The 26,175-nt window shown below is 54.4% G+C and carries 23 protein-coding genes; 16 read left to right on the top strand and 7 right to left on the bottom strand.

Going from position 1 to position 26,175, the window contains the following annotated elements; all coding sequences use genetic code 11:
• Positions 1-81: 81 nt before the first annotated feature.
• The 8 genes from ACFO9Q_RS00510 (at position 82) to ACFO9Q_RS00475 (ending at position 9,927) form a co-directional block, all read left to right on the top strand.
• Positions 82-1,035 carry a hypothetical protein gene (locus tag ACFO9Q_RS00510; RefSeq protein WP_379177546.1) on the top strand — a complete coding sequence of 318 codons (954 nt, stop codon included), beginning with the start codon at positions 82-84 and terminating at the stop codon, positions 1,033-1,035.
• Positions 1,036-1,122: 87 nt separating this feature from the next.
• Positions 1,123-1,908, top strand: coding sequence for a hypothetical protein (locus ACFO9Q_RS00505; protein WP_379177544.1), 786 nt, complete (start codon positions 1,123-1,125; stop codon positions 1,906-1,908).
• A 17-nt stretch (positions 1,909-1,925) separates the two neighbouring features.
• On the top strand, positions 1,926-4,478 hold the full coding sequence (gene hrpB, locus ACFO9Q_RS00500; RefSeq protein WP_379177542.1) for an ATP-dependent helicase HrpB: 2,553 nt from the start codon (positions 1,926-1,928) through the stop codon (positions 4,476-4,478).
• 2 nt (positions 4,479-4,480) lie between these two features.
• Positions 4,481-4,780, top strand: a complete 300-nt coding sequence (locus ACFO9Q_RS00495) for a DUF1294 domain-containing protein (protein ID WP_379177540.1) — start codon at positions 4,481-4,483, stop codon at positions 4,778-4,780.
• Between the two features lie 140 nt (positions 4,781-4,920).
• Positions 4,921-7,011 carry a HelD family protein gene (locus tag ACFO9Q_RS00490; protein WP_379177538.1) on the top strand — a complete coding sequence of 697 codons (2,091 nt, stop codon included), beginning with the start codon at positions 4,921-4,923 and terminating at the stop codon, positions 7,009-7,011.
• Positions 7,012-7,120: 109 nt separating this feature from the next.
• On the top strand, positions 7,121-7,792 hold the full coding sequence (gene modB / locus ACFO9Q_RS00485) for a molybdate ABC transporter permease subunit (protein WP_379178008.1): 672 nt from the start codon (positions 7,121-7,123) through the stop codon (positions 7,790-7,792).
• A 181-nt stretch (positions 7,793-7,973) separates the two neighbouring features.
• Positions 7,974-8,837, top strand: a complete 864-nt coding sequence (locus ACFO9Q_RS00480; RefSeq protein ID WP_379178006.1) for an EcsC family protein — start codon at positions 7,974-7,976, stop codon at positions 8,835-8,837.
• Positions 8,803-9,927, top strand: a complete 1,125-nt coding sequence (locus ACFO9Q_RS00475; protein WP_379178004.1) for a nitric oxide synthase oxygenase — start codon at positions 8,803-8,805, stop codon at positions 9,925-9,927. Before ACFO9Q_RS00480 ends, ACFO9Q_RS00475 begins: the two co-directional genes overlap by 35 nt.
• 63 nt (positions 9,928-9,990) lie before the next feature.
• Here ACFO9Q_RS00475 and ACFO9Q_RS00470 read toward each other — a convergent pair whose 3' ends face one another.
• Together ACFO9Q_RS00470 and ACFO9Q_RS00465 are read right to left on the bottom strand one after the other, a co-directional pair.
• On the bottom strand, positions 9,991-10,293 hold the full coding sequence (locus ACFO9Q_RS00470) for a hypothetical protein (RefSeq protein WP_379177536.1): 303 nt from the start codon (positions 10,291-10,293) through the stop codon (positions 9,991-9,993).
• A 38-nt stretch (positions 10,294-10,331) separates the two neighbouring features.
• Positions 10,332-11,222: a helix-turn-helix transcriptional regulator gene (locus ACFO9Q_RS00465; RefSeq protein ID WP_379177534.1), complete on the bottom strand. Its 891-nt coding sequence runs from the start codon at positions 11,220-11,222 to the stop codon at positions 10,332-10,334.
• 127 nt (positions 11,223-11,349) lie between these two features.
• Here ACFO9Q_RS00465 and ACFO9Q_RS00460 point away from each other — a divergent pair, with 127 nt between their 5' ends.
• Complete coding sequence (locus tag ACFO9Q_RS00460) at positions 11,350-13,278, top strand: cellulase family glycosylhydrolase (protein WP_379177532.1); 1,929 nt, start codon at positions 11,350-11,352, stop codon at positions 13,276-13,278.
• Positions 13,279-13,465: 187 nt separating this feature from the next.
• Here the strand turns inward: ACFO9Q_RS00460 and ACFO9Q_RS00455 are convergent, their stop codons facing one another.
• A complete protein-coding gene (locus ACFO9Q_RS00455; protein WP_379177530.1) occupies positions 13,466-13,561 on the bottom strand; it encodes a putative holin-like toxin in 96 nt (31 codons plus the stop codon).
• Positions 13,562-13,873: 312 nt separating this feature from the next.
• Between ACFO9Q_RS00455 and ACFO9Q_RS00450 the strand changes: the two genes are divergently transcribed.
• Entirely contained in the window at positions 13,874-14,212 is a 339-nt protein-coding gene (locus tag ACFO9Q_RS00450) for a hypothetical protein (protein WP_379177528.1), read from the top strand.
• A gap of 489 nt (positions 14,213-14,701) precedes the next feature.
• On the opposite strand, the gene ACFO9Q_RS00445 is transcribed toward ACFO9Q_RS00450, so the two are convergent.
• A complete protein-coding gene (locus tag ACFO9Q_RS00445) occupies positions 14,702-16,201 on the bottom strand; it encodes a phytoene desaturase family protein (protein ID WP_379177526.1) in 1,500 nt (499 codons plus the stop codon).
• A gap of 293 nt (positions 16,202-16,494) precedes the next feature.
• Here ACFO9Q_RS00445 and ACFO9Q_RS00440 point away from each other — a divergent pair, with 293 nt between their 5' ends.
• Genes ACFO9Q_RS00440 through ACFO9Q_RS00430 form a run of 3 tightly spaced genes read left to right on the top strand, consistent with a single transcriptional unit; the run spans position 16,495 to position 19,297 of the window.
• A complete protein-coding gene (locus tag ACFO9Q_RS00440; protein WP_379177524.1) occupies positions 16,495-17,619 on the top strand; it encodes a glycosyltransferase family 2 protein in 1,125 nt (374 codons plus the stop codon).
• Positions 17,609-18,145: a glycosyl-4,4'-diaponeurosporenoate acyltransferase gene (locus tag ACFO9Q_RS00435; protein WP_379177522.1), complete on the top strand. Its 537-nt coding sequence runs from the start codon at positions 17,609-17,611 to the stop codon at positions 18,143-18,145. The genes ACFO9Q_RS00440 and ACFO9Q_RS00435 overlap by 11 nt, the downstream gene beginning before the upstream one ends.
• Before the next feature lie 3 nt (positions 18,146-18,148).
• Entirely contained in the window at positions 18,149-19,297 is a 1,149-nt protein-coding gene (locus tag ACFO9Q_RS00430) for a DUF3900 domain-containing protein (protein ID WP_379177520.1), read from the top strand.
• Between the two features lie 52 nt (positions 19,298-19,349).
• Here the strand turns inward: ACFO9Q_RS00430 and ACFO9Q_RS00425 are convergent, their stop codons facing one another.
• Positions 19,350-20,120: a DUF1836 domain-containing protein gene (locus ACFO9Q_RS00425; protein ID WP_379177518.1), complete on the bottom strand. Its 771-nt coding sequence runs from the start codon at positions 20,118-20,120 to the stop codon at positions 19,350-19,352.
• Positions 20,121-20,360: 240 nt separating this feature from the next.
• Between ACFO9Q_RS00425 and ACFO9Q_RS00420 the strand changes: the two genes are divergently transcribed.
• Positions 20,361-21,638, top strand: a complete 1,278-nt coding sequence (locus tag ACFO9Q_RS00420) for a hemolysin family protein (protein ID WP_379177516.1) — start codon at positions 20,361-20,363, stop codon at positions 21,636-21,638.
• A gap of 229 nt (positions 21,639-21,867) precedes the next feature.
• Positions 21,868-22,659 (top strand): undecaprenyl-diphosphate phosphatase, encoded by a 792-nt coding sequence (gene bacA, locus ACFO9Q_RS00415; RefSeq protein ID WP_379177514.1) that lies wholly within the window; start codon positions 21,868-21,870, stop codon positions 22,657-22,659.
• A gap of 92 nt (positions 22,660-22,751) precedes the next feature.
• Here the strand turns inward: bacA and ACFO9Q_RS00410 are convergent, their stop codons facing one another.
• Positions 22,752-23,045, bottom strand: a complete 294-nt coding sequence (locus ACFO9Q_RS00410) for a DUF3817 domain-containing protein (protein WP_379177512.1) — start codon at positions 23,043-23,045, stop codon at positions 22,752-22,754.
• Between the two features lie 114 nt (positions 23,046-23,159).
• Positions 23,160-23,795 carry a TetR/AcrR family transcriptional regulator gene (locus ACFO9Q_RS00405; RefSeq protein WP_379177510.1) on the bottom strand — a complete coding sequence of 212 codons (636 nt, stop codon included), beginning with the start codon at positions 23,793-23,795 and terminating at the stop codon, positions 23,160-23,162.
• A gap of 132 nt (positions 23,796-23,927) precedes the next feature.
• Here ACFO9Q_RS00405 and ACFO9Q_RS00400 point away from each other — a divergent pair, with 132 nt between their 5' ends.
• Positions 23,928-26,153, top strand: a complete 2,226-nt coding sequence (locus tag ACFO9Q_RS00400; protein ID WP_379177508.1) for an MMPL family transporter — start codon at positions 23,928-23,930, stop codon at positions 26,151-26,153.
• The last annotated feature ends 22 nt before the right edge of the window (positions 26,154-26,175 follow it).

Raw genomic sequence — 26,175 nt, 5'->3', positions numbered from 1 at the left:
AATTCTCATAACCGGTCATTGAGCCGTAACAACTGCTTCATGCGTATAGGTGGAATAGAACGCTGGGAAGGGTGAGTGGCCATGATGAATGAAGTGCTGAACCGTGTGAATGCTAAGCTGGAGGAGCTTCGCGAAGCAAGTCAGCAGGAGAGAGAGCTTCATAGGAGGCAGAAGCTGCTGAACACAAGCATTGGGGCTGAGCGGCGCCGAGTAACGGAGCTTGAAGTTCAGTTAGACCTGGAGCAGGAAGATGTGGAGAAGCTGATGAAGCTCTCTTGGACCAGCTTGTTCCACTCCATATTGCGGAGCAAGGAGGAGCAGCTGGAGCTCGAGCGTCAGCAGGTGCTTGCCGTCAGCTTGAAGCTGCAGGAGGCGCGAGAGGAGTTAGCCAAGCTGGAGGGGGAATGCCGGAGCGTTGGGGCTGGTCTGAGCGAAGTATCCGGTTCAGAGCGGGCGTACGTGAATGTGCTGAGAGAGAAGGAGAAGCTCATTCGCGAGAGCGGCTCTGATGCTGCCTTCAAGCTGGGGCAGCTGGATACGCTCATGACGAATGAGCTTGGGCACTACAAGGAGCTGAGGGAAGCGAGCGGTGCGTGTAACCAGCTCGTAAGTGCGCTGGAGAGAGCGAGTGACTGGCTGGATTCAGCTGAGAATTGGGGAACTTGGGATATGCTTGGGGGAGGCACCATGACGACTGCGATTAAGCACTCCAAGATTAACGAAGCCAGAGAAGCCATACATGAGGCGCGCCATACACTAAGCCGGCTGCAGGCTGAGCTTGCAGATCTGGAGCGGGCGACTACGCTTGAGGTGCCGATAGGTGAGCTGGCTGTGTTTGCTGATTATTTTTTCGACGGATTGATTACAGATTGGATTGTACAAGGTAGAATTAAGGAATCGCAGGAGAATGTGCTGGCCCAGCTAAGGCTGGCGAGACCTCTGCAGGAGCAGCTGCGATTGGAGGTCGCGGAGTCAGAGTCGAAGCAGGCCGCCTATCGCCGTGAGCATGATGCTATCATAGAGACACTAGTCTAATTATGAATGGAAATTGAGGGATTACAGTTGAATGTTAACGAACTAGATCATGAGGCACAGTTGAAGTTGAAGAGGCGCAAGATAGGGATGACAGCAGCCATCCTTGGTGTGCTGATCCTGTTCCTGGCAGCATTGTTCGCATACATGCTCTATAGCTTCACCTCAAGTGGACAAGGAGGCAGTGCTGGCAGCCTAAGTGTCCCAGCAACCGAGTATGCGTATTCGGAAGCAGTCGCGACGAATGGCTTCCGCCTCCACTGGCTGAAGACACGCCCGGACAATATCACATTGGCAGCTGCCAGGCAGAATGTGACGCTTGTTAAGGAATATGGAGTGAACGGAGGGTTCTTCTACGGAGAGGACTTGCTCAGCATTGCGGTAGTGGACGGTTACCCGGTCGGCAATCCGGCAGGCGGCTACGGATCAGGCAGTGAGAATGCGAAGTATGCGAGAGGGACGCTCGTCTGGGACGGCGCGACAGGGAAGCTGTCCGTGCAGGTCGTCTCACAGGCTGCTGAGCTGAAGGTAACGGATGCAGACCGATTCTGGGCGCAGGGCGGAATCTCTATGAATCTAGGAAGTGATGAGAGCTGGGAAGCAGTCACAGAGGCGGAGCATGTACCGTTCCCGGATGATGCACGGCTTCGCTCTGCGCTTGTCTATGACCGTGCTGGAGCCGTCTACCTGGTTGTTAGCTCGACGAAGGGTACGATCGCCGACTTCCGCACAGCTATTGTGGAGACGGTGGGGGAAGGCAGCCTGGTCGACGGAATCTTCCTCGATGGAGACGGATCATCACAGCTGCGGTCGAAGGAGAAGAGCTTGCCGGGAGATAACCGGCCCGTCGCGCAGATGATTCAGCTAGTGAAGTAGGGGAGAGCAGGATGAGGATGAATGACAAGCCATTACCTATAGATGAAGTATTGCCAGAGCTGCTGGAGAAGCTGCGGGAGAGCAGCAATGCAGTATTAGTAGCGGAGCCCGGAGCGGGCAAGACAACGAGAGTGCCGCTCGCTCTGCTGCAAGAGACTTGGCTTGCGGGAAGAAGCATCGTGGTGCTGGAGCCTCGCCGGCTCGCTGCACGCTCAGCTGCCCTCTACATGGCAGAGCTGCTCGGAGAGCGTGTTGGGGAGACGGTAGGCTACCGGGTGAAGCTGGACACGAAGGTGGGGCCGAAGACTCGAATCGAGGTCGTCACCGAAGGGGTGTTGACCCGTATGCTGCAGAGCGATCCCGCTCTAGATGCAGTCGGTGCCATTCTATTCGATGAATACCATGAACGCAGCTTGCAGGCGGATCTGGGACTTGCGCTCAGCCTGCAGTCGCAGAGTCTGCTGCGGGAGAATCTGCGTATCCTCATCATGTCAGCTACTCTTGACGCGCAGCCTATAGCGAAGCTGCTGGGAGATGCTCCTGTCGTCATGAGCAGAGGCAGGACATATCCGGTGGAGACGTTCTATGCCTCGGAACGTCTCTCACAGGAGAGGGGCCGTGAAGACATTGCCGTTGCCGCCTGTATCGAGAGAGCGCTCAGAGAGCAAGAGGGAGACCTGCTCGTCTTCCTGCCAGGCGCGCGAGAGATTCGGCGGACAGCTGCAAGGCTTCACCAGGCTGCAGGTGCAACCAGAAGCAATCACTCATTGGTAGTGAGAATGCTGCATGGCATGCTGTCACTGGAGGAGCAGGCTGCCGCGATTAAGGCCGATCCAGAGGGACGCCGCAGAGTGGTGCTTGCTACATCTATCGCGGAGTCCAGCTTGACGGTGGAGGGAGTGCGCGTCGTCATTGACAGCGGGCTCATGCGAGTGCCCCGTTACTCTCCTCGCACAGGAATGAGCCGCCTGGAGACGGTCAGGGTGTCTCAGGCGTCTGCCGATCAGCGGAGAGGGCGGGCAGGCCGTCTTAGTCCGGGCGCTTGCTACCGATTATGGACAGAGCAAGAGCAGCGGGAATTGCCGGCCAGCCATACGCCTGAGATGATGGAGGCTGATCTCATGCCTCTTACTCTTGAGCTGCTGCTATGGGGTATCAACGACCCGAATGAGCTGCAGTGGCTGGATCCGCCACCTCATGGCGCTTATGTTCAGGCGCTGGAGAGGCTGAGATTGCTGGAGGCCGTGGATGGAAGCGGCAAGCCAACGAAGCTAGGACAACAGATGGCACAGCTCGGGGTTCATCCACGATTAGCCTGCATGCTGCTGCAATCCGTCTCCCTAGGCTGCGAGCAGCTCGCTTGCGAGCTGGCCGTCCTGCTCGAGGATCGAGATCTGCTTCCGCAGGAGCGAAGCGTCGATCTGCTGCTTAGGCTCCATCTGCTGCAAGGAAGAGGCGATGCAGGAGGCAGGGTGGATTCAGCAAGACTGCACAGCATGAGGGAAGGAGCAAGCCGCTTGAAGCGCGGACTAATCGCTGCCGCATTAGAGACGGGAATAGAGCGGCCGCCCGCTCAGACTAGTGGACTGGATTCCCATCAGGCGATAGGCTTGTTATTATCGTTCGCGTACCCCGATCGGATTGCACAGAGACGCAGCGACGGGCGCTACTTGCTCTCTGGGGGGAGAGGCGCGGTACTGCCGGAGCTGCAGCCGCTCTCTCAAGTTCCGTATCTCGTTGCTGCTGAGCTGGAGGATTCGGGGACAGAGAGCCGGATTCGGCTGGCAGCGCACGTGCAGCTATCCGATATCGAGCAATGGTGTGGAGCAAGGATTAGGAAGGAGCAGCTGGTCGTGTGGGACTCCGCGTCGGGCTCCGTCCGCTCTAGATTGCGGACTATGCTCGGGGCGCTCATCCTGAAGGAGACCCAGCTGCAGAGTGCTGACCCTGAAGAGGTCGCTTCCGCCCTGCTCCAAGGCATTCGCGCGGAAGGGTTATCTGCGCTGCTGCCGATGAACAAGCAGGCGCTGCAGCTTCAAGCGCGCATGCAGCTCATGCACCGATCGGATTCCTCATGGCCGGACGCTTCTGAGGAATGTCTGCTCGAGACGCTGGAGGATTGGCTGCTCCCGCATCTGTATGGCATGCGAAGCCGCTCGGATCTACAGCGTCTTAGCATGGTAGGTCTGTTGCAGGGGCTGCTGACCTGGCATCAAGGGCTGGAGCTGGACGAGCAGGTGCCGACCCACCTTACGGTGCCAAGCGGCTCGCGGGTTCCGGTCGACTACAGCAATCCCGAGGCGCCGTCTATCTCCGTCCGTCTCCAGGAAGTGTTCGGCTGGCTGTCAACGCCGAGGCTCGCCAAGGGGAGGCTGCCGGTTACTCTGAAGCTGCTCTCCCCCTCGCAGAGACCGGTGCAGGTGACGCAGGATCTCGCCAGCTTCTGGCAGACTGCCTACTTCGAGGTTAAGAAGGACTTGAAGGGCCGTTATCCGAAGCATTACTGGCCGGACAATCCGCTCGAGGCTGTGCCAACGAATAGAGTTCGTCCGAGGAAGGAAGGGGGGTAACCATGGAGACTAGATTAGCTGTTCTACTTATCTACTTGGCGATCATCAATCTCATTGCGTTCTGCGCGATGGGCGTTGACAAGGGGCGAGCGAAGAAGCGGGGACGCCGCAGGCTGTCTGAGCGGAGCCTGTTCCTGCTATGTGCGCTCGGAGGAGCGTTAGGCGCATGGATTGGAATGAGAGTCTGGCATCACAAGACGAAGCATCGCTCCTTCACGATTGGTGTGCCTCTACTTCTCATCGTTAACCTCGTTATGAGCTGGTATATCGCTGGCTGGCTGGGCTACGACCTCTTAGTCTAAGTACATCAACTCATGCGTTGAAGTGTGTTGAAGTGTGCTCAAGAATGCTATTGCATTGCTCAGCGCATCTATGGTAGGCTGTTATCTCGCATGAATACTGAGGACGGCGACAGCCGTCCATGCTTGGGAGGTAACTGACTATGACCGTTCAAAGTGCCTATCAAGAAGAGCAGGAGCGCCTTGCAGCTACGATGGAAGATATTCGAGCTCAGCTGAAGGCAATTGGTCCTGCCTACACAGGCAATGACTTCACCGAGCAGATGCTCGAGCTGCAGCGCGAGGATCGGGAGAGAAGGCTGGAGATTGCTCGGAAGGAGCCATACTTCGGCCGCATTGACTTCGAGGAGCTGCCGAAGGGAGAGCTGAAGCCGCTGTATATCGGCAAGGCCGGAGTTGCGAAGGGCGGCAGCAATGACTTGCTCGTCATTGACTGGAGAGCGCCAGTCGCGAGCCTGTTCTACTCCTTCACTGGAGGAGAAGGGGCGGCTAACTATGATTCACCTGATGGTGAGATTAGCGGGCATGTCCATCTGAAGCGGAATCTGATGGTTCGCCAAGGCGAGCTGGTAAGGATGGTCGACAGCTATGTTCGAGGGCAAGAGGAAGAGTCGGTAACCGACGAATTCCTGCTGTACCGGCTGGGAGAGAACAAGGATAACCGGCTTCGCGATATCGTCTCGACTATTCAGCAAGAGCAGGATCAGATTATTCGGGCCGACAAGAACAGGGCCTTGTTCATCCAGGGCGTCGCGGGGAGCGGCAAGACGACGGTCGCGCTCCATCGGCTTGCTTATCTCTTGTATCAATATGCAGGCCGGATACAAGCGGAGCGGATGATTATCTTCGCGCCGAACCGGATGTTCCTGGACTATATATCCGGCGTACTGCCGGAGCTAGGTGTAGGTGACATTCAGCAGACGACCTTCGCTGAGTGGTCGCTGGAGCAGCTGCCTGATGCGGTTAGCCTCAGGAGCTCGGAGGAGACGCTGAATGACTGGTTCGAGCAGCATCGCTCCGCGGAAGAGATGGCTCAGGCGTCCGGACGGCTGCTGGGCAGCCTTGCCTTCAAGGCAGTTGTCGACAAGCGTCTGGAGGAGCTGGAGAGCTATCTCGTACCCGAGGTGCCATTCGAGCCGCTCGTAGGCTTCCGCCTTCGTCCGTCCACCATACAAGAGTGGTACGATACCGACTACGGTGACGAGCCTCTCATGAAGAAGAGGGAGCGGCTGGCGAGCCGAATCCGGCGCTGGCTGGAATCCGAGCTGAAGACACGCGGTGTCACGGATAAGAAGATTCGTTCAGCAGCAACGGCGAAGCTGAACGCTTATGTGAAGAAGATTCCATCCTTCACCGCCTTGCAGCTGTACTTATCTCTATTCGTCGGGAAGCCGTCAGACGCGGTATCGGTCTTAGCTTCACCAGTGCCTCCTGCAATGGCAGCAGCAGCGGCTGCCAGGCTGAAGAAGAAGCTTGTGCAGCCGGAGGATCTGGCACCGCTCGTCTATATACAGCTAAGAATGAACGGGCTGACTCAATCGCCCTTCGACCATATCGTCATTGACGAAGCTCAGGATTATTCCCCATTCCAGCTCGAAGCGCTGAAGCTGTGCCAGCGCCAGCCGTCCATGACGGTGCTCGGCGATCTGCAGCAGGGGATTCACGCATACTCCGGCATCTATAGCTGGAAGGAGCTGACCTGCCTGTTCGACGAGGAGCAGACCGGCTTCTTCGAGCTTAACCGAAGCTATCGCTCGACGATGGAGATTATCGAATTCGCCAATCGAATTCTAGGCGCGATGGATGGGGAAGTGAAGGCAGCGGTGCCCGTATTCCGAAGCGGAGATGCTGTGGATACGACTAGAGTAAGCGATGAGGAATGGCTCAGCCAGGTGCAAGCGTCTGTACGGGCTTGGGAGCAGTCCGGCAGCTACGAGACGATAGCCGTCATCGGGCGGACAGCTGCCCAGTGCCGAATTCTATACGACTATCTGCTCGAGGCAGGACACCAGGTATCCCTAGTCGAGAGCAAGCAGCCCGCTTACGAAGGCGGGGTAACGGTCGTTCCCGTCTACCTGTCCAAGGGCCTGGAATTCGATGCCGTGCTCGTAGCGGATGCGGGAGCCGAGCAATACGAACCGCAGGATGCGAAGCTGCTCTATGTGGGCTGTACGAGAGCGCTGCATCAGCTTCGGCTGCTCTATCGAGGAGATCTGACGACTCTGCTCTCCTAAGCTTCATGAACAATAAGCCGGCTATCCAACCAATGGATAGCCGGCTTGTTGCTGTTCAGGGACGTGGAAGGCTATAATGGTTAGCATCATGGGAATCGGAGTGAACGGGATGTCGGAGTGGAACTGGGGAGAGTGGATCACTCCCGTCTTGCTGTCTGTTCGTATATCGCTCGTTGCAAGTATTCTCGCTGCCTTGCTCGGCATTAGCGCTGCCTGGCTGATGAGCAGGAGATCTTGGCGCGGGAAGACGGCGATTGAGACCATCATGCTATTGCCTCTCGTACTGCCGCCAACGGTAGTCGGATTCATATTACTCATGGCGCTCGGAAGGAACAGCTGGGTTGGACAAGCGTTCGAGCGGTTGTTCGACTTCACGATTATTTTCACCTGGGGGGCTGGTGTCATTGCGGCAGTGGTCGTGGCCTTCCCCTTGGTGTATCAGACGATGAAGACGGGCTTCGCCTCCATCGATCCGAGGCTGGGGGATGCTGCGCGGTCCGCTGGAGCGAGCGAGTGGGAAGTGTTCCGCTATATTGCGCTGCCGCTGGCCAGACGTTCGGTCGCTGCCGCCTACTTGCTCGGCTTCGCGCGTGGACTTGGCGAGTTCGGAGCGACGCTCATGATTGCAGGCAATATCCCTGGTCGGACGCAGACTGTGCCTACAGCCATCTACGTGGCGGTCGATTCGGGTCATCTGGGGCTGGCATGGACGTGGACGATCGCGATGGCGGTCATCTCCTTCATCCTCCTGCTCCTCACGAGCCGATCGGTGAACGAATGATGACAGATTGCCGGATCTGCATCCAATTGGACGCAGCTGTCGTACTACTTGAGCAAGGAGATGATGAGCTGTGGCTGTGAATGAGGAACATGAGCGGAATGCGCCAGTTGGATTAGCGGCATCCGCGCAATCTATAGAACCAGTAGAACCAATAGAGTCAATAGAGCCTATCGAATGGATTATGTACGACCCGCTTGAATCAGACGATCAGCTAAGGACTGCGCTGCTTGAGGTTGAAGGGTGGGAGAAGGAGCAGAACGACTTGTGGTTCTGGGAGAAGCTGGGGCGTCTGCCGTTCCTGCTGCTCGACAAGATTACGCCGAAGTTCATTCAGCAGAAGCTGGGTGCGGCGGTAGATGAGGTTGGCAGCTATATTCAGACGGGCGGTCAATATCTGATCTCTGAGCGAAGTATTCTAAGCAAGCTGGAGCATCATGCAGGCATCCAGGCAGGGACGTTATCCTCAGGCAACCATTCGGCAGCGGCGATCATACCGCTGATTGCTATGGACCGCACAGTAGATGAACTGTCATCCTCCAGGGCTAATCTGGCTACGATTCAGGGTGCAACTACAGGGATTGGAGGAATCTTCACCCTTGCGGCAGATATTCCAGCTATTCTAGGCCTCTCCTTGAAAATCATCCAAGAAATCGCCATCGCCTACGGCTATGACCCCAAGCAGAAGTCAGAGCGGATCTTCGCTGTGAAGTGCTTGCAATTCGCCTCCTCGGATATCGTAGGCAAGCGTGCCATCCTGGCCGAGCTATCTGTATTCGGCCAGGATAAGGGCGGTCAGCAGATGCTCTCTCAGCTGCAAGGCTGGAGAGAGGTCGTAGCCGCCTATCGAGATAACTTCGGCTGGAAGAAGCTGTTCCAGCTCATTCCGATTGCGGGCATTCTATTCGGTGCCATCATTAATCGGGGGATGTTGAATGATGTGGCGGAAGCATCCAAGATGCTCTACCGCAAGCGGAGAATTATAGAGAGGCTGGCGCAGAGCAGTGGGCAGAATGCTAACGGAAGCAAGGCAGAAGGAGCAGAATAGAGAAGCAGACGAATTCATCAGCCTCTGTTACCGAGAGCTGGGCAAGTCGGTAGTGGAGACCGCAGAGCGAAGGGAAGCGGTCGCTCAGTCCTTAACGGACACCGGCTATTACACACATACCTATGAAGAGCTGTGCTATGGCTCGAAGCTGGCTTGGCGCAACAGCAACCGCTGTATAGGGAGGCTGTACTGGCAATCGCTAGAGGTGTTCGATGCCCGCAGGGTAGGTACGGAGGAGGAGATGGCGAAGGCGATCTTCCGCCATATGGCTTATGCGACGAATGGCGGGAAGGTCCGCTCAGCCCTTACCGTATTCGCACCGGAGCAAGCCAGCCGCGAGAAGCAGCTGAGAATCTGGAATCATCAGCTTGTTCGTTATGCTGGCTATCGGGAAGGCGGTGAGGATGGACGTGTCATTGGCGATCCAGCCTCTGTCGCGTTCACGGAGGAATGCCTGAAGATCGGATGGAGAGGAAGAGGCACGAGGTACGACGTGCTGCCGCTCGTCATCTCCATGGGCGGAAGCGCACCGCGATGGTTCCCCATTCCGGACGAGCTGGTGCTGCGGGTGCCGCTGTCCCACCCTGAGCTTCATGACTTCGAGCGGAAGCTGCAGCTGGAGTGGTACGCCGTGCCGTTCATCTCCGACATGATGCTGGAGATTGGCGGCATTCGGTACCCGGCAGCACCGTTCAACGGCTGGTATATGGGGACCGAGATTGGCGCCCGCAATCTGGCCGATACGGATCGATACGACGCCTTGCCGCAGGTGGCGGAGCTGATGGGCCTAGACACATCTACGAATACCTCGCTGTGGAAGGATCGTGCGTTAGTCGAGCTGAACGTGGCGGTCATCCATTCCTACAAGAAGCATGGAGTCAGCATCGTCGACCACCACACGGCCGCGGAGCAGTTCATGCGCTTCGATAAGCTCGAGCAGAGCAGCGGCAGGGAAGTGACCGGGAGATGGTCTTGGTTAATCCCTCCGATGTCGCCGGCGGCTTCACCTATCTGGCATCGCAGTTATGCGGATGTTGAGAAGAAGCCGTGCTTCTCCTATCAAGAGGCAGCCTACAAGCTTCCTAAATAAAAAGAAAAACCAGCGAAAACGACCATTTTGGCCGTGGCTGGTTTTTTTTGTAAACCAATATGCCTAGGAATCGACAGCCGGCTTCGCCTGCAGTTCCTTAAGCTCGGCCTGCTTCAGCCTTAGCTGTCTGGCTAGCTCGGTCTCCTTGCGCTTGCCCTCTGCGAGCTGTCCCGTCAGCTTGTTAAGCTGCGTAAGCTTGCTGCTAAGATCCGTTGCGGAGTGGCTAAGCTTCACGCCTCGTTCCAGCTGCTTGATCTTCGCCTCGGCCCGAGCTCTCTTGCTCCTCTGCTGCGTGAGGGTCTGCTCGAGTTCAGTCACTTCTCTCTGTAATCTGGACTTAATGGATGATGTGAAGCTAATCGCCATGGTGGCACCTCGTAATCTGTAGTGATTCGTCTATTATACTATACTTGACTGCCGAGCATTCGGCTGCGATAGTGCTGGGGTGTCAATCCCTTATGCTGCTTGAACAGCTTAATGAAGTAAGACGTGTCATTGAACCCCGTCTCGAGCGCAATGTGGGTGATCGTGAGCTCCGGTCTCAGCAGCATTCTCTCCGCCTTGCGAAGACGCAGGGCAATGAGATAGGAGGTGAAGGACGTTCGCAGCATGAGCTTGAAGGTTCTGGCGAAGTGACTATAGCTCATTCCACTCTTATCTGCCATCTCCTCTGCAGTCAGCTTCAGATGGGAATGCTGATCCATATATCGAAGGGCAAGCTCGAGCTGGCCTAGTCGGCTGACGGCGTTCGTGCCTTCGGCTATCAACTGGAGCCAGGACTGATTGCGGACGAGCCACAGCACCAGCTGATAGATGACGGCACTAACGGCAAGCTCGTACCCTGGCGGTTGTCCCGCATATTCCTTGTACACAGTCGTGATGAGAGTATGAATCAGAGGAAGATCATCGTCCTGAATCGTAATGATCTTCTGCGCGGCTGTGCAAGCAGGCGAATAGGGCAGAATATATCGCAGCTGCAGAGCAAGATTCGGCATCGGCTGGAGCAGCTCCGGATCGTATCCCACGACGTAATGACTCGAGCGAACTCCCTCTTGGACCGTGACCGCATGAACCTCACAAGGCGGAATAACGGCAACCTGACCCGCACGGATAGGGACGATCTCGTCCCCTAGATGCAGAGTAGCCTCCCCCTCGGTAAAATACAGCCATTCCATATGATAATGCCAATGGTGGCTAATCTGATAGCCTTCTCCGTCAGTGGCCACTTGTGCGGCATAGAAGGGATGTTCTAGTCCTCCAGAGCGATTTTTGTTGGATTCAAAGTAAGCTTTCAATGGGGTGACCGCCTTCTGATGATAGAATCCTTATATTATTGTCTGTCATTCTTATAGTTTAACAGGGGCGGGCCGGTTTAGGATAGAGCTAGAATGTCATAACCATGTCAATGAGGGGGATTTGTTCATGCAGCAAGAGAAGCTATTGAAGGTGGACAGGCGTTTTTTCATAGGGGTTAATTATTGGACTTCCCATGCAGGGACAGCGATGTGGTCGGATTGGCGGCCAGAGATGGTGGAGTTGGACTTCAAGCGGCTGTCGGAGGCGGGCATTGATATCATCCGTGTGTTCCCGCTATGGCCGGACTTCCAACCCATTACGATGCTGTACGGAGGGAGAGGCAAGCCAAGAGGGGCGAGGTTCGGCGAGGAACGGCTGGATGACAGTGAAGCTGGCCGTGCGGGCATGTCTGTCGTCATGATGGATCGATTCCGCGTACTGACGAAGCTTGCGGACCAATATGGCATTAAGATTATTGTCGGCCTCATTACCGGCTGGATGAGCGGCAGATTGTTCGTGCCTCCTGCACTTGCCGGCAAGCCCATTCTGACTGACCCGGAAGCGATTCAGTGGCAGGTGAGATTCGTTCGCTACTTCATCCAGGAGATGAAGAATGACGAGGCGATTGTAGCTTGGGATCTCGGCAATGAATGCAATGAGATGGGAGAGGTCGCTTCAAGGGAAGAAGCGTGGCTGTGGACGTCTTCCATCGCGAATGCGATTAAGAGCGCGGACAGCAGCCGTCCGCTCATCTCGGGGATGCACAGTCTGAAGCCGGCTGGCAAGTGGACGATGCAGGACCAAGGAGAGCTGACGGATATCCTGACGACACATCCGTACCCATTCTGGACCGAGTACGCGGACGTGGATCCTATCGACTCGATGAGGCCGATCGTACACGCAGCAGCGGAGAACTCGTTCTACGCGGATCTGTCTGGGAAGCCTTGTTTTGCCGAGGAGATGGGGACGATGGGGCCTATGGTGTGCAGTGAAGAGGTCGCCGCTGCGTTCGCCCGCTCGAGTATGCTGACGCAATGGGCGCACGGGTCGCAAGGGCTCCTCTGGTGGTGCGCGAACGACCAGACGAAGCTTCAGCATGCGCCATATGATTGGGTCGCTTGCGAGGGCGAGCTAGGGCTCATGACAGAGGATGGACGCGTCAAGCCGGCACTGCAGGAGCTAGCCGCATTGAAGAGGGTCATCGAGCAGCTGCCTCTAGCTGAGCTTCCGCCTCGAATCGTGGATGCGGTCTGCATCATCAACAGCGCTCAGGATCATTGGGCCGTCGCTTACGGTACCTTCCTGCTAGGGAAGCAAGCTGGCATGGACATCACCTTCCAGTTCGAGGATCAGCCGCTTAAGGATGCGAACGTCTACCTGCTGCCATCGCTGAGCGGGGTAGAGGGCGTGCCGAAGCAGCGCTGGGAAGCTCTGCTAAGCAAGGTGCAGGACGGAGCTGATCTCTACTTATCCACGAATGACGGCTATACGCTGAACTTCGCTGAGCTCACGGGGGTGCGGGTGCACAATCGCAGACGGCGTGAGGGATCTGCAGAGGTTCTCTTGTCTAGTGGAACCCGCCTTGAGGTGCCGAGCGCGTTCCGCTTGGAGCTGAACAATGAGCGGGCAGAGGTGCTGGCTTCAGAGCCGGACGGTAATCCTGTGTTCACGAAGGCATCTTATGGCAAGGGCAATGTATACTTCCTGTCCGTTCCGATTGAGCAGGCATTCGCTCAAGCAAGAGAGACGGTATATCGTCCTGAGGAGCGCCCGTATTGGCAGGTGTATGCACAGCTGCAGCATGAGATGAAGAAGTCCGGCAAGATTGTGAAGCTGGACAATCCGTTCGTCGGCGTAACAGAGCATCTAATCGACGATAGCCAGCGTGTAGCTGTGCTGGTCAATTATTCTCCTGAGAGACGGGAAGTCGAGCTGGGTCTCGAAGAGGGCTGGCACGTCGCTGAGACGTGGTATGGGCAGAATGTCGGCGAGTCGCGAGTTGCGAGCTTGTCAGGGAGTGATGGACTGATCGTCCTCCTCGGTAAGGACAAGTAGACTGCACATAGCTGGAGGCGTTCGTTCACGGGCCAATTGATGACCTGTCAGAATTATGATAGTATAGGCATTATCAAAGACCAAGTGCAGCAACACTTGGTCAGACAATTGGCTCTGGATGGTTCGCCCTCCTAAGTCCTACAGGAAGTATTAACCCACCTTCGGCGTTCAATCGTAGGGTGGGTTTTTACTTTTTCTTATGCGTCGCATGAATGTAAGTAAGAAGAGCAAGTATGAACATTCCGAACAGGAACATGATCGTAATGGCATCTTTTACCTCCATGGCATCACCTCCCTCCAACAGTCGCAAGGAGACCATGCCCACCCAGGATTTTCAATTGTATATCTATATTACATGATAATGATTAATCGAACAAGTGTTCTTATATAATAGGGAAATAGGTCATGCAACTTAAGGGGGAGATAAGCCGACTATCTTCGTAGAGCAGAATTGTTAAAATATAGGAGAAGGGGTAACTGGTACCTGGGTGAAGCGTAGAAATGAAGCAGTTAGTGGAGAGTAGCTTATGGTCCTACTCTTCGGCAAGAGGTTGTAGTGTGTTGGATTCTTATGAGTAAACTTGGAGGTGTGTGTATGCTCTATCTAGTTGGAAGTGTGGTCTTCGTCCTGCTCTCTATGGCTGTGTTCCTCAAGGCGGGAGTGAAGGAGCCGTTCTCGAGATGCTTACTCATGTCGATCAGTGTGGCGCTGTTAGCGGTTATCTGTCTGACTCATAACTACTTGTCCAGCTTAAGTCCAGACCTTCAAGACGGAATCGGTATAAGCAACAAGGTTGCTTACTGGATCATCGGGGAGGACGGCTGGTCTGTCGCTAGGTTCCGAAGCTCGCTGGAGCAGTCTAGCTATGGGACTATTATCTTAATAGTTGCTTATCCTATGGTGGTCGTGCTTGAGAGTAGGAGGATGAAGTAATGGTGGAGTAATTCATGTTGGAGGAGAGCAACCTGTGATGTTAACTCCTACGAAGAGCTTCAGACTAACCTGCTAACCACGACTTAACGCGGAAAATCCCTGTTAAACCGTCCGACACCGCTTGGTGTGCCGACTTAACAGGGAAAATCCGCGTTAACTCCTATGGAGAGCTCTATACTAACCTGCTCACCGCGTCTTAACGCGGAAAATCCCTGTTAAACCGTCCGGCACCAGCTAGGTGCACCGACTTAACAAGGAAAATCCGCGTTAAACCGCCCCCACCCTGGACCGCCTACTCCTCGTCCGGATCCAACATCATCTTACACCGCAGGCGGCCCGCACCTCGCGGCAACAGCGCCCTGAGCCCGCCCGCGCCCTGCCTCGCTAGTCCGGCCGCGCCTGCCCTAGCGGCACTAACGCGGCCCGCACCTAGCGGCAACAGCGCCCTGCGCCGCGCCCGCCTGCGCGAGCCCTGGCGGGGCGCTGCGGCTAGATAGCGGCCTGCTTCGCCAGGTCCTCGCGGATCAGGTCGGCGGCGAGCTGGCCGCTGAGCGTGACCATCGGGACGCCGCCGCCCGGGTGAGTGGAGCCGCCGACGAAGTAGAGGTTGTCCACCATCGGACTGCGAGCTGGAATCTTGAAGCCGCCGTTCAGCTTCCGGTCGGTCACGACTCCATAGATGGAGCCGCCGTTCGCCCCATACAGAGATCTTAGGTCATCTGGAATGAAGGAATGCTCCCATTCAATATGACTCCGCAAGCCGACCGCGCCCATCCGCTCAAGCTTGTTCAGCACCAGCTCCCGATACGTCTCGCGGTATGGCTCCCAGCTCTCGCCATCACGCAGAGGCGGGACATGGGTAAGCACGAACCAGTTCTCCTTGCCATCCGGAGCCTGGGCCGCATCGGTCTTCGAAGAGATGCCGACGTAGACGGTAGGGTCCAGAGTAGGGGTCTTGCGAACGAACATATCATTGAATTCACGCTCCGGCTGCTCGGAGAACAGGAAGTTGTGATGCTTGAACTGCTCATACTGACGATTCACGCCCAGCAGCATGACATGTCCGGATACCGACGGCTCGAACTTGTGCAGCTTCTGCACCATAATCTCACTCTGTGGATGTCCGCTTAGAATCGACTGATGCGCTGGAATAGCCTCCAGATTGCTCACAATGATATCGCCTCTAATCTCGCCGTTCGCAAGCCGCACACCCGCTGCTCGTCCACCCTCCATGAGCACATCCAGCACCTCGCTGCTCGTCCGAACCTCCACGCCCAGTTCATCCAGCAGCCGCAGCATGCCGCGCGCAATGTTGTACATCCCGCCCTCGACGAAGTAGATGCCAAGCCCCATCTGCACGTAGATCAGCTGAGACAGCACGGCCGGAGCCGCATACGGAGATGACCCCACATACATGATGAAAAAGTTAAACAACTGACGAAGCTGCGGATGAGCAATATGCTGCTCCGTCACTTGCGCCATCGACTTCAGCGGCTCCATCGCCAGCAGTTCTCCGAACGTATGCTGCTGCCTCAGATCCGTGAGGCCGGACAGGCTGCGGCTATAGAAGCTTTTCATACTCAGCTCATATTGCTTGCGGCAATAGTTCAAGTAATTCAGGAACTGGTCCCGGTCACGGGGGGACACGTCGCTGATCTGGCTGAGCATATCCGGCAAGTCGCCTAGCAGATCAATGATTCGGCCGTCCTCGTACATCGCCCGCCATTGCGGCTCAACACGGACCAGCTTCATATAATCCTCGAGCTCCCGGCCGGCTGATGCGAACAGCTGCTCCAGCACCCATGGCATCGTCAGGATGGATGGACCCGTATCGAATGTATAGCCCATCCCTTCCCGAATGTTCAGCTTGCCGCCCGCTCGCTCATTCTTCTCCAGTACAATAACTTCATGACCGTCTGCACGCAGACGAATCGCTGCGGATAGTCCTGCAAGTCCCGCGCCGATGACGATAACTTTTTTCTTATTCATCTTGTTCCTCCTGATTCAATGAAGTCCAATCTGTCGATACTGCTGACTAATGGACTTGTATAGTGACATTAATAGTAGTAGGTAGTTGTTCTCTTCATGTCGGTTAACCAGCACGACCCCGTTGTAAGCAATTGTTACTATATGTCCTTGTCATTAATTCCAAGTCTGTACGCATTGGTGGCTAGTAATACAATCATTGTGAAAAAAATATGAAAAAACGGTTCATAGGTCATCTAGTAGAGAAGCTAGTAACATAATCTCAAGAGATGATACAGAGGGGGGTTGTCAGCTCGATGACATGGAGTCTGCTCATTCAACTATTAGGCTTGGGTCTAACCTATATCCTGTTCCGTCCCGCAGCAGGCTGGAGGGGCATGCGTCACCAGCGTCAGCAGCGTCAGCAAGGCACGAATACGCAAGGGATGCAGCTAAGCATCATTATTCCAGCACGCAACGAAGAGCATAACTTATCTGTACTGCTGCCTCTGCTTCGCAATCAGACCCTCCGACCGCTGGAGATTATCGTCGTCGATGATTCGTCAGAGGATGCTACAGCAGCTACTGCTGATGCATTAGGAGCAAGAGTTGTACGTGCGGAGCCGCTACCGGACGGCTGGCAAGGCAAGTCTTGGGCTTGCTGGAGCGGAGCAAGGCAAGCTGAGGGAGACTATCTCGTCTTCCTCGACGCCGATACGATTCCCCAGCCAAGCTTCATCGGACAGCTGTCTTCCTTGCTCTACCGCAAGGGGGGATATGTCACGATTCAGCCATACCATGATGCGCCAACCTTGCGTGAGCAGTGGTCTGCTCTATTCAATGTCGTCTTGCTCGCTGGCAGCGGAGCGCTAAGCCTGTTCCCCGGCCGAAGCAGCAGCTTCGGACCTTGTGCGGCATGCAGCCGCAAGGATTACGATGCCGTGGGGGGGCATATGTCCATTCGCTCCGAAGTGCTGGAGCATCTGAGGCTAGGGGAGAGATTCCGCCGATGCGGTCTCTCCGTCTATGGCCTAGTTGATAAGCAAGTGCTGCAATTCCGTATGTACCCGCATAGCTTCAGAGAGCTGATGACCGGCTGGGTTAAGAGTATTGCACTCGGTGCTGGCGCGACATCACTATGGAGGCTCATCCTGATCGTCATCTGGATTACCGCGCTGATTGGCGGGGCGATTACAGCTGCAGAGTCCATCGTCATTCCAGCATCAGCTGCGGTTAGCCCGCTTGCAGCTGCTGCTGTCTACTTACTCTCTGCAGGATCCCTAGGGAGGGGACTTAGGTGCGCCGGGTCGTTCGGCAGGCTAACCCAGTTGCTCTATCCCGCGTACCTGCTCTTCTTCCTTGTCTTGTTCGCTTATGCGCTATTCCGCTCCTATATCATGCGCAAGGTGAACTGGAAGGGAAGGTCGATAGATGTTAGCTAGCCTTGGAATATCCCTAAGTTCAAGCGGCATGTGGCTGCTGAACGGCATCGTATGGACGGCGCTGCATCTGCTCAGCGCCTTCATAGCGGTCAGGCTGCCCGCTCGTCTCTTCGAGCGGGAGACCGCCTTGACCAGGCTGCGGGCCTTCGAAGCGGGCGGAGCCTTCTACGAGCGAGCCTTCGCCATCCACAGGTGGAAGGATAAGCTGCCCGATGGTGGAGCCTGGTTCAAGCAAGGCTTCGCGAAGGCTCATCTAGCTTCCCGAAGCCCTGCTTACTTGCAGCGATTTGTGACCGAGACTAGGAGGGGAGAGTGGACGCATTGGTGTATGCTGCTGCCTGTTCCCTTGTTCACCCTGTACAACGATGCTCTTGGGCTTGTCATTATGTTCGTCTATGCGCTGATTGCTAATCTGCCGTGCATCTTGGTTCAACGCTACAATCGGGCGAGGCTGCTGAAGGTCATGACCCGGAGAGGGAAGATATGCTATGCTAAGGAGACATCTTATCGTACAAGGGAGCAATGACGGTTGGACTTAATGATGCAATACTTATCATTCTATGTCATACAGACGACAGATGATGAAGAGGGCGGCTCAGCGAAGAAGTTCAAGCACTTCCAGACGCTCGATGAATATGACTACGAGGACAGCGAGATTAAGAAGTTCATAGAGAGTGAGTTCAAGCGGATCCTGAAGCGCAAGGCTGAACGTAATCCGAGCACGGAGTCCGCACCGACCAAGGTCGGACGATTCATCGTCGAGCCGGGATATGAGCTGGATAGCAATCCGAACTACAATCTCATTCAGCGGCTGCGGGAAGCGGACAACAAGGAGCAGTACCTCGGCGCTGCAGATGAGCTCATCCGTACCTATATGGACACCGCTGCCGTCCGCGGTGGAGCACTGATTATGGCAAGAGCGAAGCTCAACACCTACTTCGACGAGCCGTTCCTGTTCCTGCTCAAGTGCGACTTCGAGCCCAATATTGCTCGTATCGCTGATGAGAGGAGCCTCATCTCACGGGTGGAGATGGCGATCTCCGCGAAGAATATTAAGTCGATTCTGTATCCCCACATGCCGGAGGAAGGTGTGCTGGAGCATGCGGAGCTGAAGATTCACCAAGCTTCACACGCGAGATACTTCGAGGACTTCCTGAAGTTCGTCTCCTATGAGAAGCCTCTTCCAGAGGTGTTCAGCGAGCAGGTCATGGAGATGGTTCAGGATTACATGGAGCAGAAGTGGCAAGGAGACGAAGGGGCAGAGCGACGCGAGGAAGAGAATGCGATCGAGGTATGGGCGTCAAGTGAGAAGCGGGAGCTTCATGAGCATTGGACCCATGAGCAGGTTGCGAATGCGTCCGCCGTGCTAGTCGAGCAGAAGCCGGACCTTGGCTTCTCCTTCAAGCTGGATAGTGTGTCGGTGAGAGGGCTGCTCGCTGACTTCGGCAGCAGAATCCATATGGCGAAGCACAATGGGCGCTATGTGGTCGTCATTGAAGGAGACAACTTCCTGTTCGAGAAGGGGAAGTCGCCGATTGAACTGCTTCAGCCGCCTGATCTAACCGACATTATGGAGCATATTGGCCGAGGCCGACCGGATGATGAGCCGCGGGAGTACACATCGGCCCAGCAGGCTGCTGCTGCTGCAGAGGCTAAGGATGACGACGTTCCTTGGTAGGATGACGTGAACGACCGTCTAAGTTGAGGTTGGATATTAGGCTGCTGCAGCCTTATTCCAAGTCTCGGAGGAATACCATGCCGTTCACATAACGGCGGGCTAGAGAATGGAAGTAAGAGGTCTGTACGGAGATGAGCGCTACGATCAGCGCGTTTCGTACGGCCTCTTTTTGCATCAAGCTTAGTGACTTCATCCCTGCAACGACGTGCTCTGCACGCTGACGATATAGCTGATCGAGCACCGCATCGAAGCCTCGGGTATCCGTTCTGCTGCACACCACTTCTTCATAATGATCCTCCATCTCCTCGAATAGGGTGGAGTAGGCGGAGTAGAGCTCCAATGGCTGAATGAGGTCGTCCTCATCCGTAGCGGAATCTCTGAATAGGATGTCGAACAGCTTGCGAATGGACTCGAAGTCTAGCGTGGACTTCAGATCCTCGATGATGAACAGCAGGGCAGCTTGGTTAAGAGAATACTTCTTGCCTTCCTTAGGAGCGCCAAGATACGACTTGAAGTCACGCTTCACCCAGTTCTGAACGGATGTAATCGACATATGCGTGTATTCAATCTGACTGCCTAAGGCAACAATATCATGAAGAGAGAAGCCATCCACCTTAGCTGCTGACTTGATCATCTTCTCGAGCACAGGAGGAAGCGATGTGGACAAGAAGGAAGTGAAGTTGCTTCCAGACTTGATCTCCTCTTGGTGATATCGTCTCCAGGCATCTTGAAGCACCTGCAGAGGTAACTTGGATGCTGTCTTGCCTGATAGGGTAACCAGCAAGCTTGCCATATCTTTGCGAGTGAGGGTGAAGGTCTCCACTTCCGCTGCACCACCTTAGCTTAGGAGTTCTGATGAACTCATCATAAAACCTCGATTGAACGATGTCAAAGCATCAATTATAGGGAAGAGGGGTGTTACTAGCTGAAAAACTACCAATACGATGATTATTCGCCCGATATGGCGGGTACTGGTATTTGTAAAAGTTATAGGTATGTTCGTATAATGAGTTCATATGAACTCGCTATTGGATAAGTTCAAATTGTAAAAGAGGAGATACTCATGCTGCTTAATCTGCTATTATTCGCTTTGCTTCTCGTATTCACGGCCTTCTTCGTAGCTACCGAATTCGCAATCGTTAAGATTCGTTCCAGCAAAGTGAACCAAATGGTCATGGAGGGCCGCAAAAATGCGAAAGCGGTTGAAACGGTCGTTAACAATCTGGACGGTTACTTGTCGGCTTGTCAGCTCGGGATCACGATCACAGCGCTCGGACTAGGCTGGCTCGGTGAACCGACCGCGGAGAAGCTGCTTCATCCGCTGTTCGAGGAGCTCGGCATTCATGGGGAGCTGAGCCATGTGCTCACGTTCGCCATCTCCTTCATAGTCGTCACTTATCTCCACGTTGTACTCGGCGAGCTTGCTCCGAAGTCGCTTGCCATCATTAAGGCGGAGCAGATCAGTCAGATTACCGCTCCTCTCATTATTATTTTCTACAAGGTGATGTATCCCTTCATCTGGGTGCTTAACGGCTCGGCTAACACGCTCGTTCGGCTAGTCGGCTTCCGGCCTGCGAAGGAGCATGAGGCTCATTCCGAAGAGGAGATTCGAATCATTCTGTCAGAGAGCTATGAGAGCGGCAAGATCAACAAGAGCGAGTACGGCTATGTGAATCGTATCTTCGAATTCGATCAGCGTCTGGCGCGTGAGATTATGGTGCCTCGTACAGATATGGTGTGCCTGTTCGTCGATAAGTCAAGAGAAGAGAATATCGCCATTATCAAGAAGGAACAATACACCAGATTCCCGGTAGCCAGCGGAAGCAAGGACAACATTATCGGGATTATGAATACGAAGCAATTCTTCCTCCAGTATGAGAGCAATCGTTCTATTGAGGTCAGCTCGCTACTGCAGCCGGTCATGACGGTGCCTGATGTGATGCCGATCAAGACGCTGCTGAAGAAGATGCAGCAGGAGCGTGTACATATTGCTATCCTGCTGGATGAGTATGGCGGCACTTCAGGCTTAATCACGATTGAGGATATTATTGAGGAGATCGTCGGTGAGATTCGCGATGAATTCGATGCTGACGAAGTGAAGGAGATTGAGATGATCGAGCCCGGCCGGTATATGGTCAGCGGCATTGCGCTTCTAAGTGAAGTGAATGATGTCATCGGCAGCAATCTCGAGAGTGAGGATGTGGATTCCATCGGAGGCTGGCTGTTCGGCCAACAGTCCGATCTTCCCGTCGATCAGGAGTGGACGTACGACAACCTGACCTTCATTATTCGGAAGAAGGATCCTAACCGAATTCGCCGGATGGAGATTCGAGTCAATTAACTCTACTTGCACGATGTACGGCAGCGGCTGCTTCTCTATGGGAGCAGCCGCTGTTTTTTTTCATGAAAATAGAGATCAGCAGCATCCAGTGAAGGGGGAAGAGGCGCGGACAGCGTCTATGAAGTGGGGCTAAGGGAAGGCGACATGTGGACATTCATTGTGGTATCATATTACAGGATTGCATGCAGGTTGGATGGAGCATTAGATACTGGGTAAGGAGTGGTAAGGATTGGATGATCTAATCAAGGCAATAATTATGGGTATCGTAGAAGGACTGACAGAATTCCTCCCTGTATCTTCAACAGGACATATGATTCTGATGGCCGAGCTGCTGGACTTCCATGGAGATCGGGCCAAGACGTTCGAAGTTGTAATCCAGCTGGGAGCCGTGCTCGCTGTACTCGTCCTCTATTGGAAGAGATTCTTAAGTCTGCTTCGCTTCGACCTGAAGCCGGGAAGCGGTCTGAATGCGGTACATATCGCCGTAGCGATGGTTCCTGCGGCTCTAATCGGATTCGTCTTCCGTGACTTCATCAAGGATTACTTGTTCAGCTGGACGACCGTGCTGGTCGGTCTCGTCGCTGGCGGTATACTCATGATCGTCGCGGATAAGGTGAAGCGGAAGGTGACAGCCGAGGAGCTCGATGATATCACATACAAGCAAGCGTTCATCATTGGGTTGTTCCAGATTCTAGCCTTGTGGCCGGGATTCTCTCGTTCGGGCTCTACCATATCAGGTGGCATGCTGTTCGGCACGAGTCAGAAGGCGGCAGCGGAATTCACGTTCCTCGTGTCGGTGCCCATCATGCTTGGCGCATCCGGCGTCGATCTCATCAAGAGCCGAGACTTCCTGACTGCTGCGGATCTGCCTCTATTCTTAATCGGACTAGTGACCTCATTCATCGTCGGCATGATTGCCATCGTAACCTTCCTTAACCTGCTGAAGAAGCTGAGCTTGTCTTGGTTTGCTTACTATCGTTTTATTATTGCAGCGCTGTTCTTCATTTTCGTTATTCTATAAGAATGATGCGTGTGTGTGCCACAAAAAAGCCTGTAAAGACATCGGTTGATGGTCTTTACAGGCTTTTTTCACATGATAAGTAAATAATGAAACTAAGCTTCCCGGCGAAGCAGCTTCGCGTCAAGGATGAATGTGCCGAATGGCACGAATGCTGCTGCGAAGGAGCTGCCAACCTTGAAGATGGACCAGCGCTTCACGAATGTGACATGAGCCAGGGCCAGCATGTACAAGACGAATAATGCGCCATGCAGCGAGCCGACGACAGCAACTGCTTCAGGAATATCAGCCAGATACTTCAGCGGCATCGCGATGAGGAGCAGCAGCAAGAAGGAGATTCCTTCATATAGACCGACTAGTCGCAGGCGGCCGATGGGGGTTTTCCACATATTGTATTCCCTCCGTAAGTGAATGAACTTGGGTCTTGAAGTGACCACTTCCTGCTATTATATCGGATGTGAGGGGGATTAGGGACAAGTTCTCACAATGTTCATAGATTGAGCTTACGTCGCTTGTCCATTAGACCCAATAGGTGCAATTCCATGCCAGAACAGCAGCATAATCTCCTTAGCTGCTTGCTCCGCTGACCGGTGCTCATTCACGACCTCCTTGCGGTTACGGACGGTCATCATGGCCGTGAAGCTGTGGGACAGCAGCTCGGCATCCGCACTTCGAATCTCTCCGGCATCGATGGCCTCCTGGAAGGCTCCTTGCAGGACAGTATGCAGAGCGCTCTCTCCCTCGCGAATGCGGCTAATCTGATCCTCATTCAGCCCTTCAGCAGCCTCTCGCATCATCGTCTCGAAGTCCACGTACGTATTCTGCATATGCCGCTCTGCTACCTTAAGCAAGCGGTTATAGAGAGGGCCATCCTCCGTCATTAGCTTCTCAGTTGAACGTCTAGCAATTCCAAGTACGAAGAGCAAGCATTCCGTGAATAAGATCGCCTTGTTGTCAAAATAATAGTAAACACTTGCCTTCGTGACCCCGCAAGCCTTAGCGACGCTATCGAGGGACACCTTCTCAAATCCAATCTCCATGAATAAGACGGATGCCGTATGCAAAATCTGCTCCATCGTATGGGCGGTATCGGTACGCTTAGGTCGGCCAGGCTTACGCTTAGCTTGCTGCTTATCCATCGCTTCAACCTCTGTTCATTAAAATGTTGAAATTAATCATTGTTAATTAACCTTCGGGTATATATAATTAATTCGAGCTCAGCATTATTTTATAACAAATGAAGCTAAAAGTGAAATGGAGGATTCAATATTATGTTAGAGAAGATAAGCGACCTCGTTGCAGGCCGTCGCGGCCGATGGGTCACACTGGTCGTATGGATTGCTGCAGCGGTATTGCTGACGATGCTGCTGCCGGCAGTAGGAGAGAGGGAGACGAACAATGCTCCCAATCTGGAGACAGATAGTCCGTCCGTATTGGCTGACAAGATTATTAAGGAGCAGTTCCCAAGTTCATCTGGTATTCCTGCTCTAGTCGTCTGGCATCGCGAGGGAGGATTAACTCCCGAAGATTACCAAGCGATACAGGCAACTTCCAAGGAGCTGAGCGAGAAGCCTCTGGAGAGTCAGATCGGGATGGCGCCGCTTCATGAGCTGCCGCCGCCTGCCCTGACGAAGATGGGCTCCAAGGATGGAACGACATTCGTCATGCCCATCTCCTTCGAGGAGACAACCGATACCGAGGTATCCAAGGAGAACGTCACAGCTATTCAGGAACGAGTGACGGCTGCAGTAGGCGGCAAGGACCCGTTCGAGACCGCAATTGACGATGGGAGCGAGCTTAGCGTAAGGGTGACGGGACCTGTAGGTATTGCCGTCGATGCGACGGGCTTGTTCGAAGGAGCCGATGTATCCTTGCTCATCGCAACGGTCCTGCTCGTCCTTATCCTGCTGCTGATTATCTACCGTTCACCCATATTAGCAATCGTCCCGCTGATTGGGGTTGGCTTCGCTTACTTCATCACCAGTCCGCTGCTTGGGTGGATGGCTGATCAAGGCTGGATCACGGTTGATTCGCAAGCAATCTCTATTATGACCGTATTGTTGTTCGGTGCAGGCACGGACTATTGCTTGTTCCTCATCTCTCATTATCGTCAAGAGCTGACTAGGGAGTCGAATAAGTTCATCGCACTGCGCAAGGCATTCAAGGATGGTTCAGGTGCAATTGCAATGAGTGGATTCACTGTCGTACTCTCCTTATTCGCGCTGCTCGCAGCGAAGTATGGCGCCTTCCATCGGTTCGCGATTCCATTCAGCTTGTCTATTCTTATTATGGGGATCGCAAGCTTGACGCTCATACCCGCGCTGCTCTCGCTGCTGGGACGGGCGTCGTTCTACCCGTTCATTCCTCGTACGGAGGAGATGGAGCAGGAGCGTGCCCGGAAGAAGGGCAAGGTGTATAAGCGCCGGGATGACAGCCGTAAGCTGGGTGCTAAGGTGGGCAACCTGGTAGTTCGTAAACCATGGACAGTCGTCATTACTTGTGTCGTTGTCCTCAGCATCTTGGCAGGCTTCGCTACACAGATCAAGTTCACGTATGACATTCTATCCTCCTTCCCAGAGGATATGCCTTCCCGTGAAGGATTCAAGGTCATCTCGGAAGCTTATACACCAGGTGACTTGGCTCCGGCAACCGTTGTTGTACAGACTGACGGCAAGTCCGCAGCAGAGGTGAAGAACGAGCTTGCAGCAGTGAGTCAGGTCAGCTCGGTTGGAGAGGCTGTTCCGAGCAAGAATGATCCGAATCTGCAATCGTTCTCGGTTATTTTCAATATCAACCCGTACTCCATGGATGCGATGGAAGCCATTCCTGTACTTCGTGAACAGGCAGCTGAGGCTCTCGAGCAAGCAGGTGTTGCGAACGCCGAAGATAAGGTATGGGTTGGCGGCCAGACCGCAACGCAGTATGACACCAAGGAGCTGACCGACCGTGATACGCTCGTCATCATCCCGATTGTCATCGTGCTCATTATGGTGCTGTTAGTCGCTTATCTGCGCTCCGTGACCGCTATGGTGTACTTGATGGCGACTGTCATCCTATCCTACGGCTCAGCGCTCGGACTCGGATGGATTATTCTGCATTACTTCATGGGAGCTGATGCCATTCAAGGCTCTATTCCGCTCTATGCGTTCGTCTTCCTCGTTGCACTTGGTGAAGATTACAATATCTTCATGATCTCAAGCATCTGGCAGAAGCGCAAGATTATGCCGCTCCGTCAAGCTATTCGTGAGGGAGTTGCGGAGACAGGAGGCGTCATTACCTCTGCGGGGTTAATACTAGCCGCTACATTCGCGGTCCTGGCGACCCTTCCGATTCAAGTGCTTGTCCAATTCGGTCTAGTTACCGCGATTGGGGTGCTGATGGATACGTTCATCGTGCGTCCATTCCTAGTGCCAGCCATTACTTCCTTGCTTGGCAAGTCGGCCTTCTGGCCAGCTAAGGTACAGCTTATTGAGGAAGAGAAGAGCACGCAAGCCTAACTTATTCATGTAAGGAGCCCGC

The sequence above is a fragment of the Paenibacillus sp. GCM10023252 genome (assembly GCF_042653305.1).
Classification (GTDB): Bacteria; Bacillota; Bacilli; order Paenibacillales; family Paenibacillaceae; genus Pristimantibacillus.
Note: the sequence above shows the minus strand (reverse complement) of the source record. Positions and strands in the feature narration are given on the sequence as shown.

Bases quoted from the DNA above. Each gene is read 5' to 3' on its own strand.
- ACFO9Q_RS00510 (WP_379177546.1), top strand. From the start codon at position 82: ATGATGAATGAAGTGCTGAACCGTGTGAATGCTAAGCTGGAGGAGCTT.
- ACFO9Q_RS00505 (WP_379177544.1), top strand. From the start codon at position 1,123: ATGACAGCAGCCATCCTTGGTGTGCTGATCCTGTTCCTGGCAGCATTG.
- hrpB (WP_379177542.1), top strand. From the start codon at position 1,926: ATGAATGACAAGCCATTACCTATAGATGAAGTATTGCCAGAGCTGCTG.
- ACFO9Q_RS00495 (WP_379177540.1), top strand. From the start codon at position 4,481: ATGGAGACTAGATTAGCTGTTCTACTTATCTACTTGGCGATCATCAAT.
- ACFO9Q_RS00490 (WP_379177538.1), top strand. From the start codon at position 4,921: ATGACCGTTCAAAGTGCCTATCAAGAAGAGCAGGAGCGCCTTGCAGCT.
- modB (WP_379178008.1), top strand. From the start codon at position 7,121: ATGTCGGAGTGGAACTGGGGAGAGTGGATCACTCCCGTCTTGCTGTCT.
- ACFO9Q_RS00480 (WP_379178006.1), top strand. From the start codon at position 7,974: ATGTACGACCCGCTTGAATCAGACGATCAGCTAAGGACTGCGCTGCTT.
- ACFO9Q_RS00475 (WP_379178004.1), top strand. From the start codon at position 8,803: ATGCTAACGGAAGCAAGGCAGAAGGAGCAGAATAGAGAAGCAGACGAA.
- ACFO9Q_RS00470 (WP_379177536.1), bottom strand. From the start codon at position 10,293: ATGGCGATTAGCTTCACATCATCCATTAAGTCCAGATTACAGAGAGAA.
- ACFO9Q_RS00460 (WP_379177532.1), top strand. From the start codon at position 11,350: ATGCAGCAAGAGAAGCTATTGAAGGTGGACAGGCGTTTTTTCATAGGG.
- ACFO9Q_RS00455 (WP_379177530.1), bottom strand. From the start codon at position 13,561: ATGGAGGTAAAAGATGCCATTACGATCATGTTCCTGTTCGGAATGTTC.
- ACFO9Q_RS00450 (WP_379177528.1), top strand. From the start codon at position 13,874: ATGCTCTATCTAGTTGGAAGTGTGGTCTTCGTCCTGCTCTCTATGGCT.
- ACFO9Q_RS00445 (WP_379177526.1), bottom strand. From the start codon at position 16,201: ATGAATAAGAAAAAAGTTATCGTCATCGGCGCGGGACTTGCAGGACTA.
- ACFO9Q_RS00440 (WP_379177524.1), top strand. From the start codon at position 16,495: ATGACATGGAGTCTGCTCATTCAACTATTAGGCTTGGGTCTAACCTAT.
- ACFO9Q_RS00435 (WP_379177522.1), top strand. From the start codon at position 17,609: ATGTTAGCTAGCCTTGGAATATCCCTAAGTTCAAGCGGCATGTGGCTG.
- ACFO9Q_RS00420 (WP_379177516.1), top strand. From the start codon at position 20,361: ATGCTGCTTAATCTGCTATTATTCGCTTTGCTTCTCGTATTCACGGCC.
- ACFO9Q_RS00410 (WP_379177512.1), bottom strand. From the start codon at position 23,045: ATGTGGAAAACCCCCATCGGCCGCCTGCGACTAGTCGGTCTATATGAA.
- ACFO9Q_RS00405 (WP_379177510.1), bottom strand. From the start codon at position 23,795: ATGGATAAGCAGCAAGCTAAGCGTAAGCCTGGCCGACCTAAGCGTACC.
- ACFO9Q_RS00400 (WP_379177508.1), top strand. From the start codon at position 23,928: ATGTTAGAGAAGATAAGCGACCTCGTTGCAGGCCGTCGCGGCCGATGG.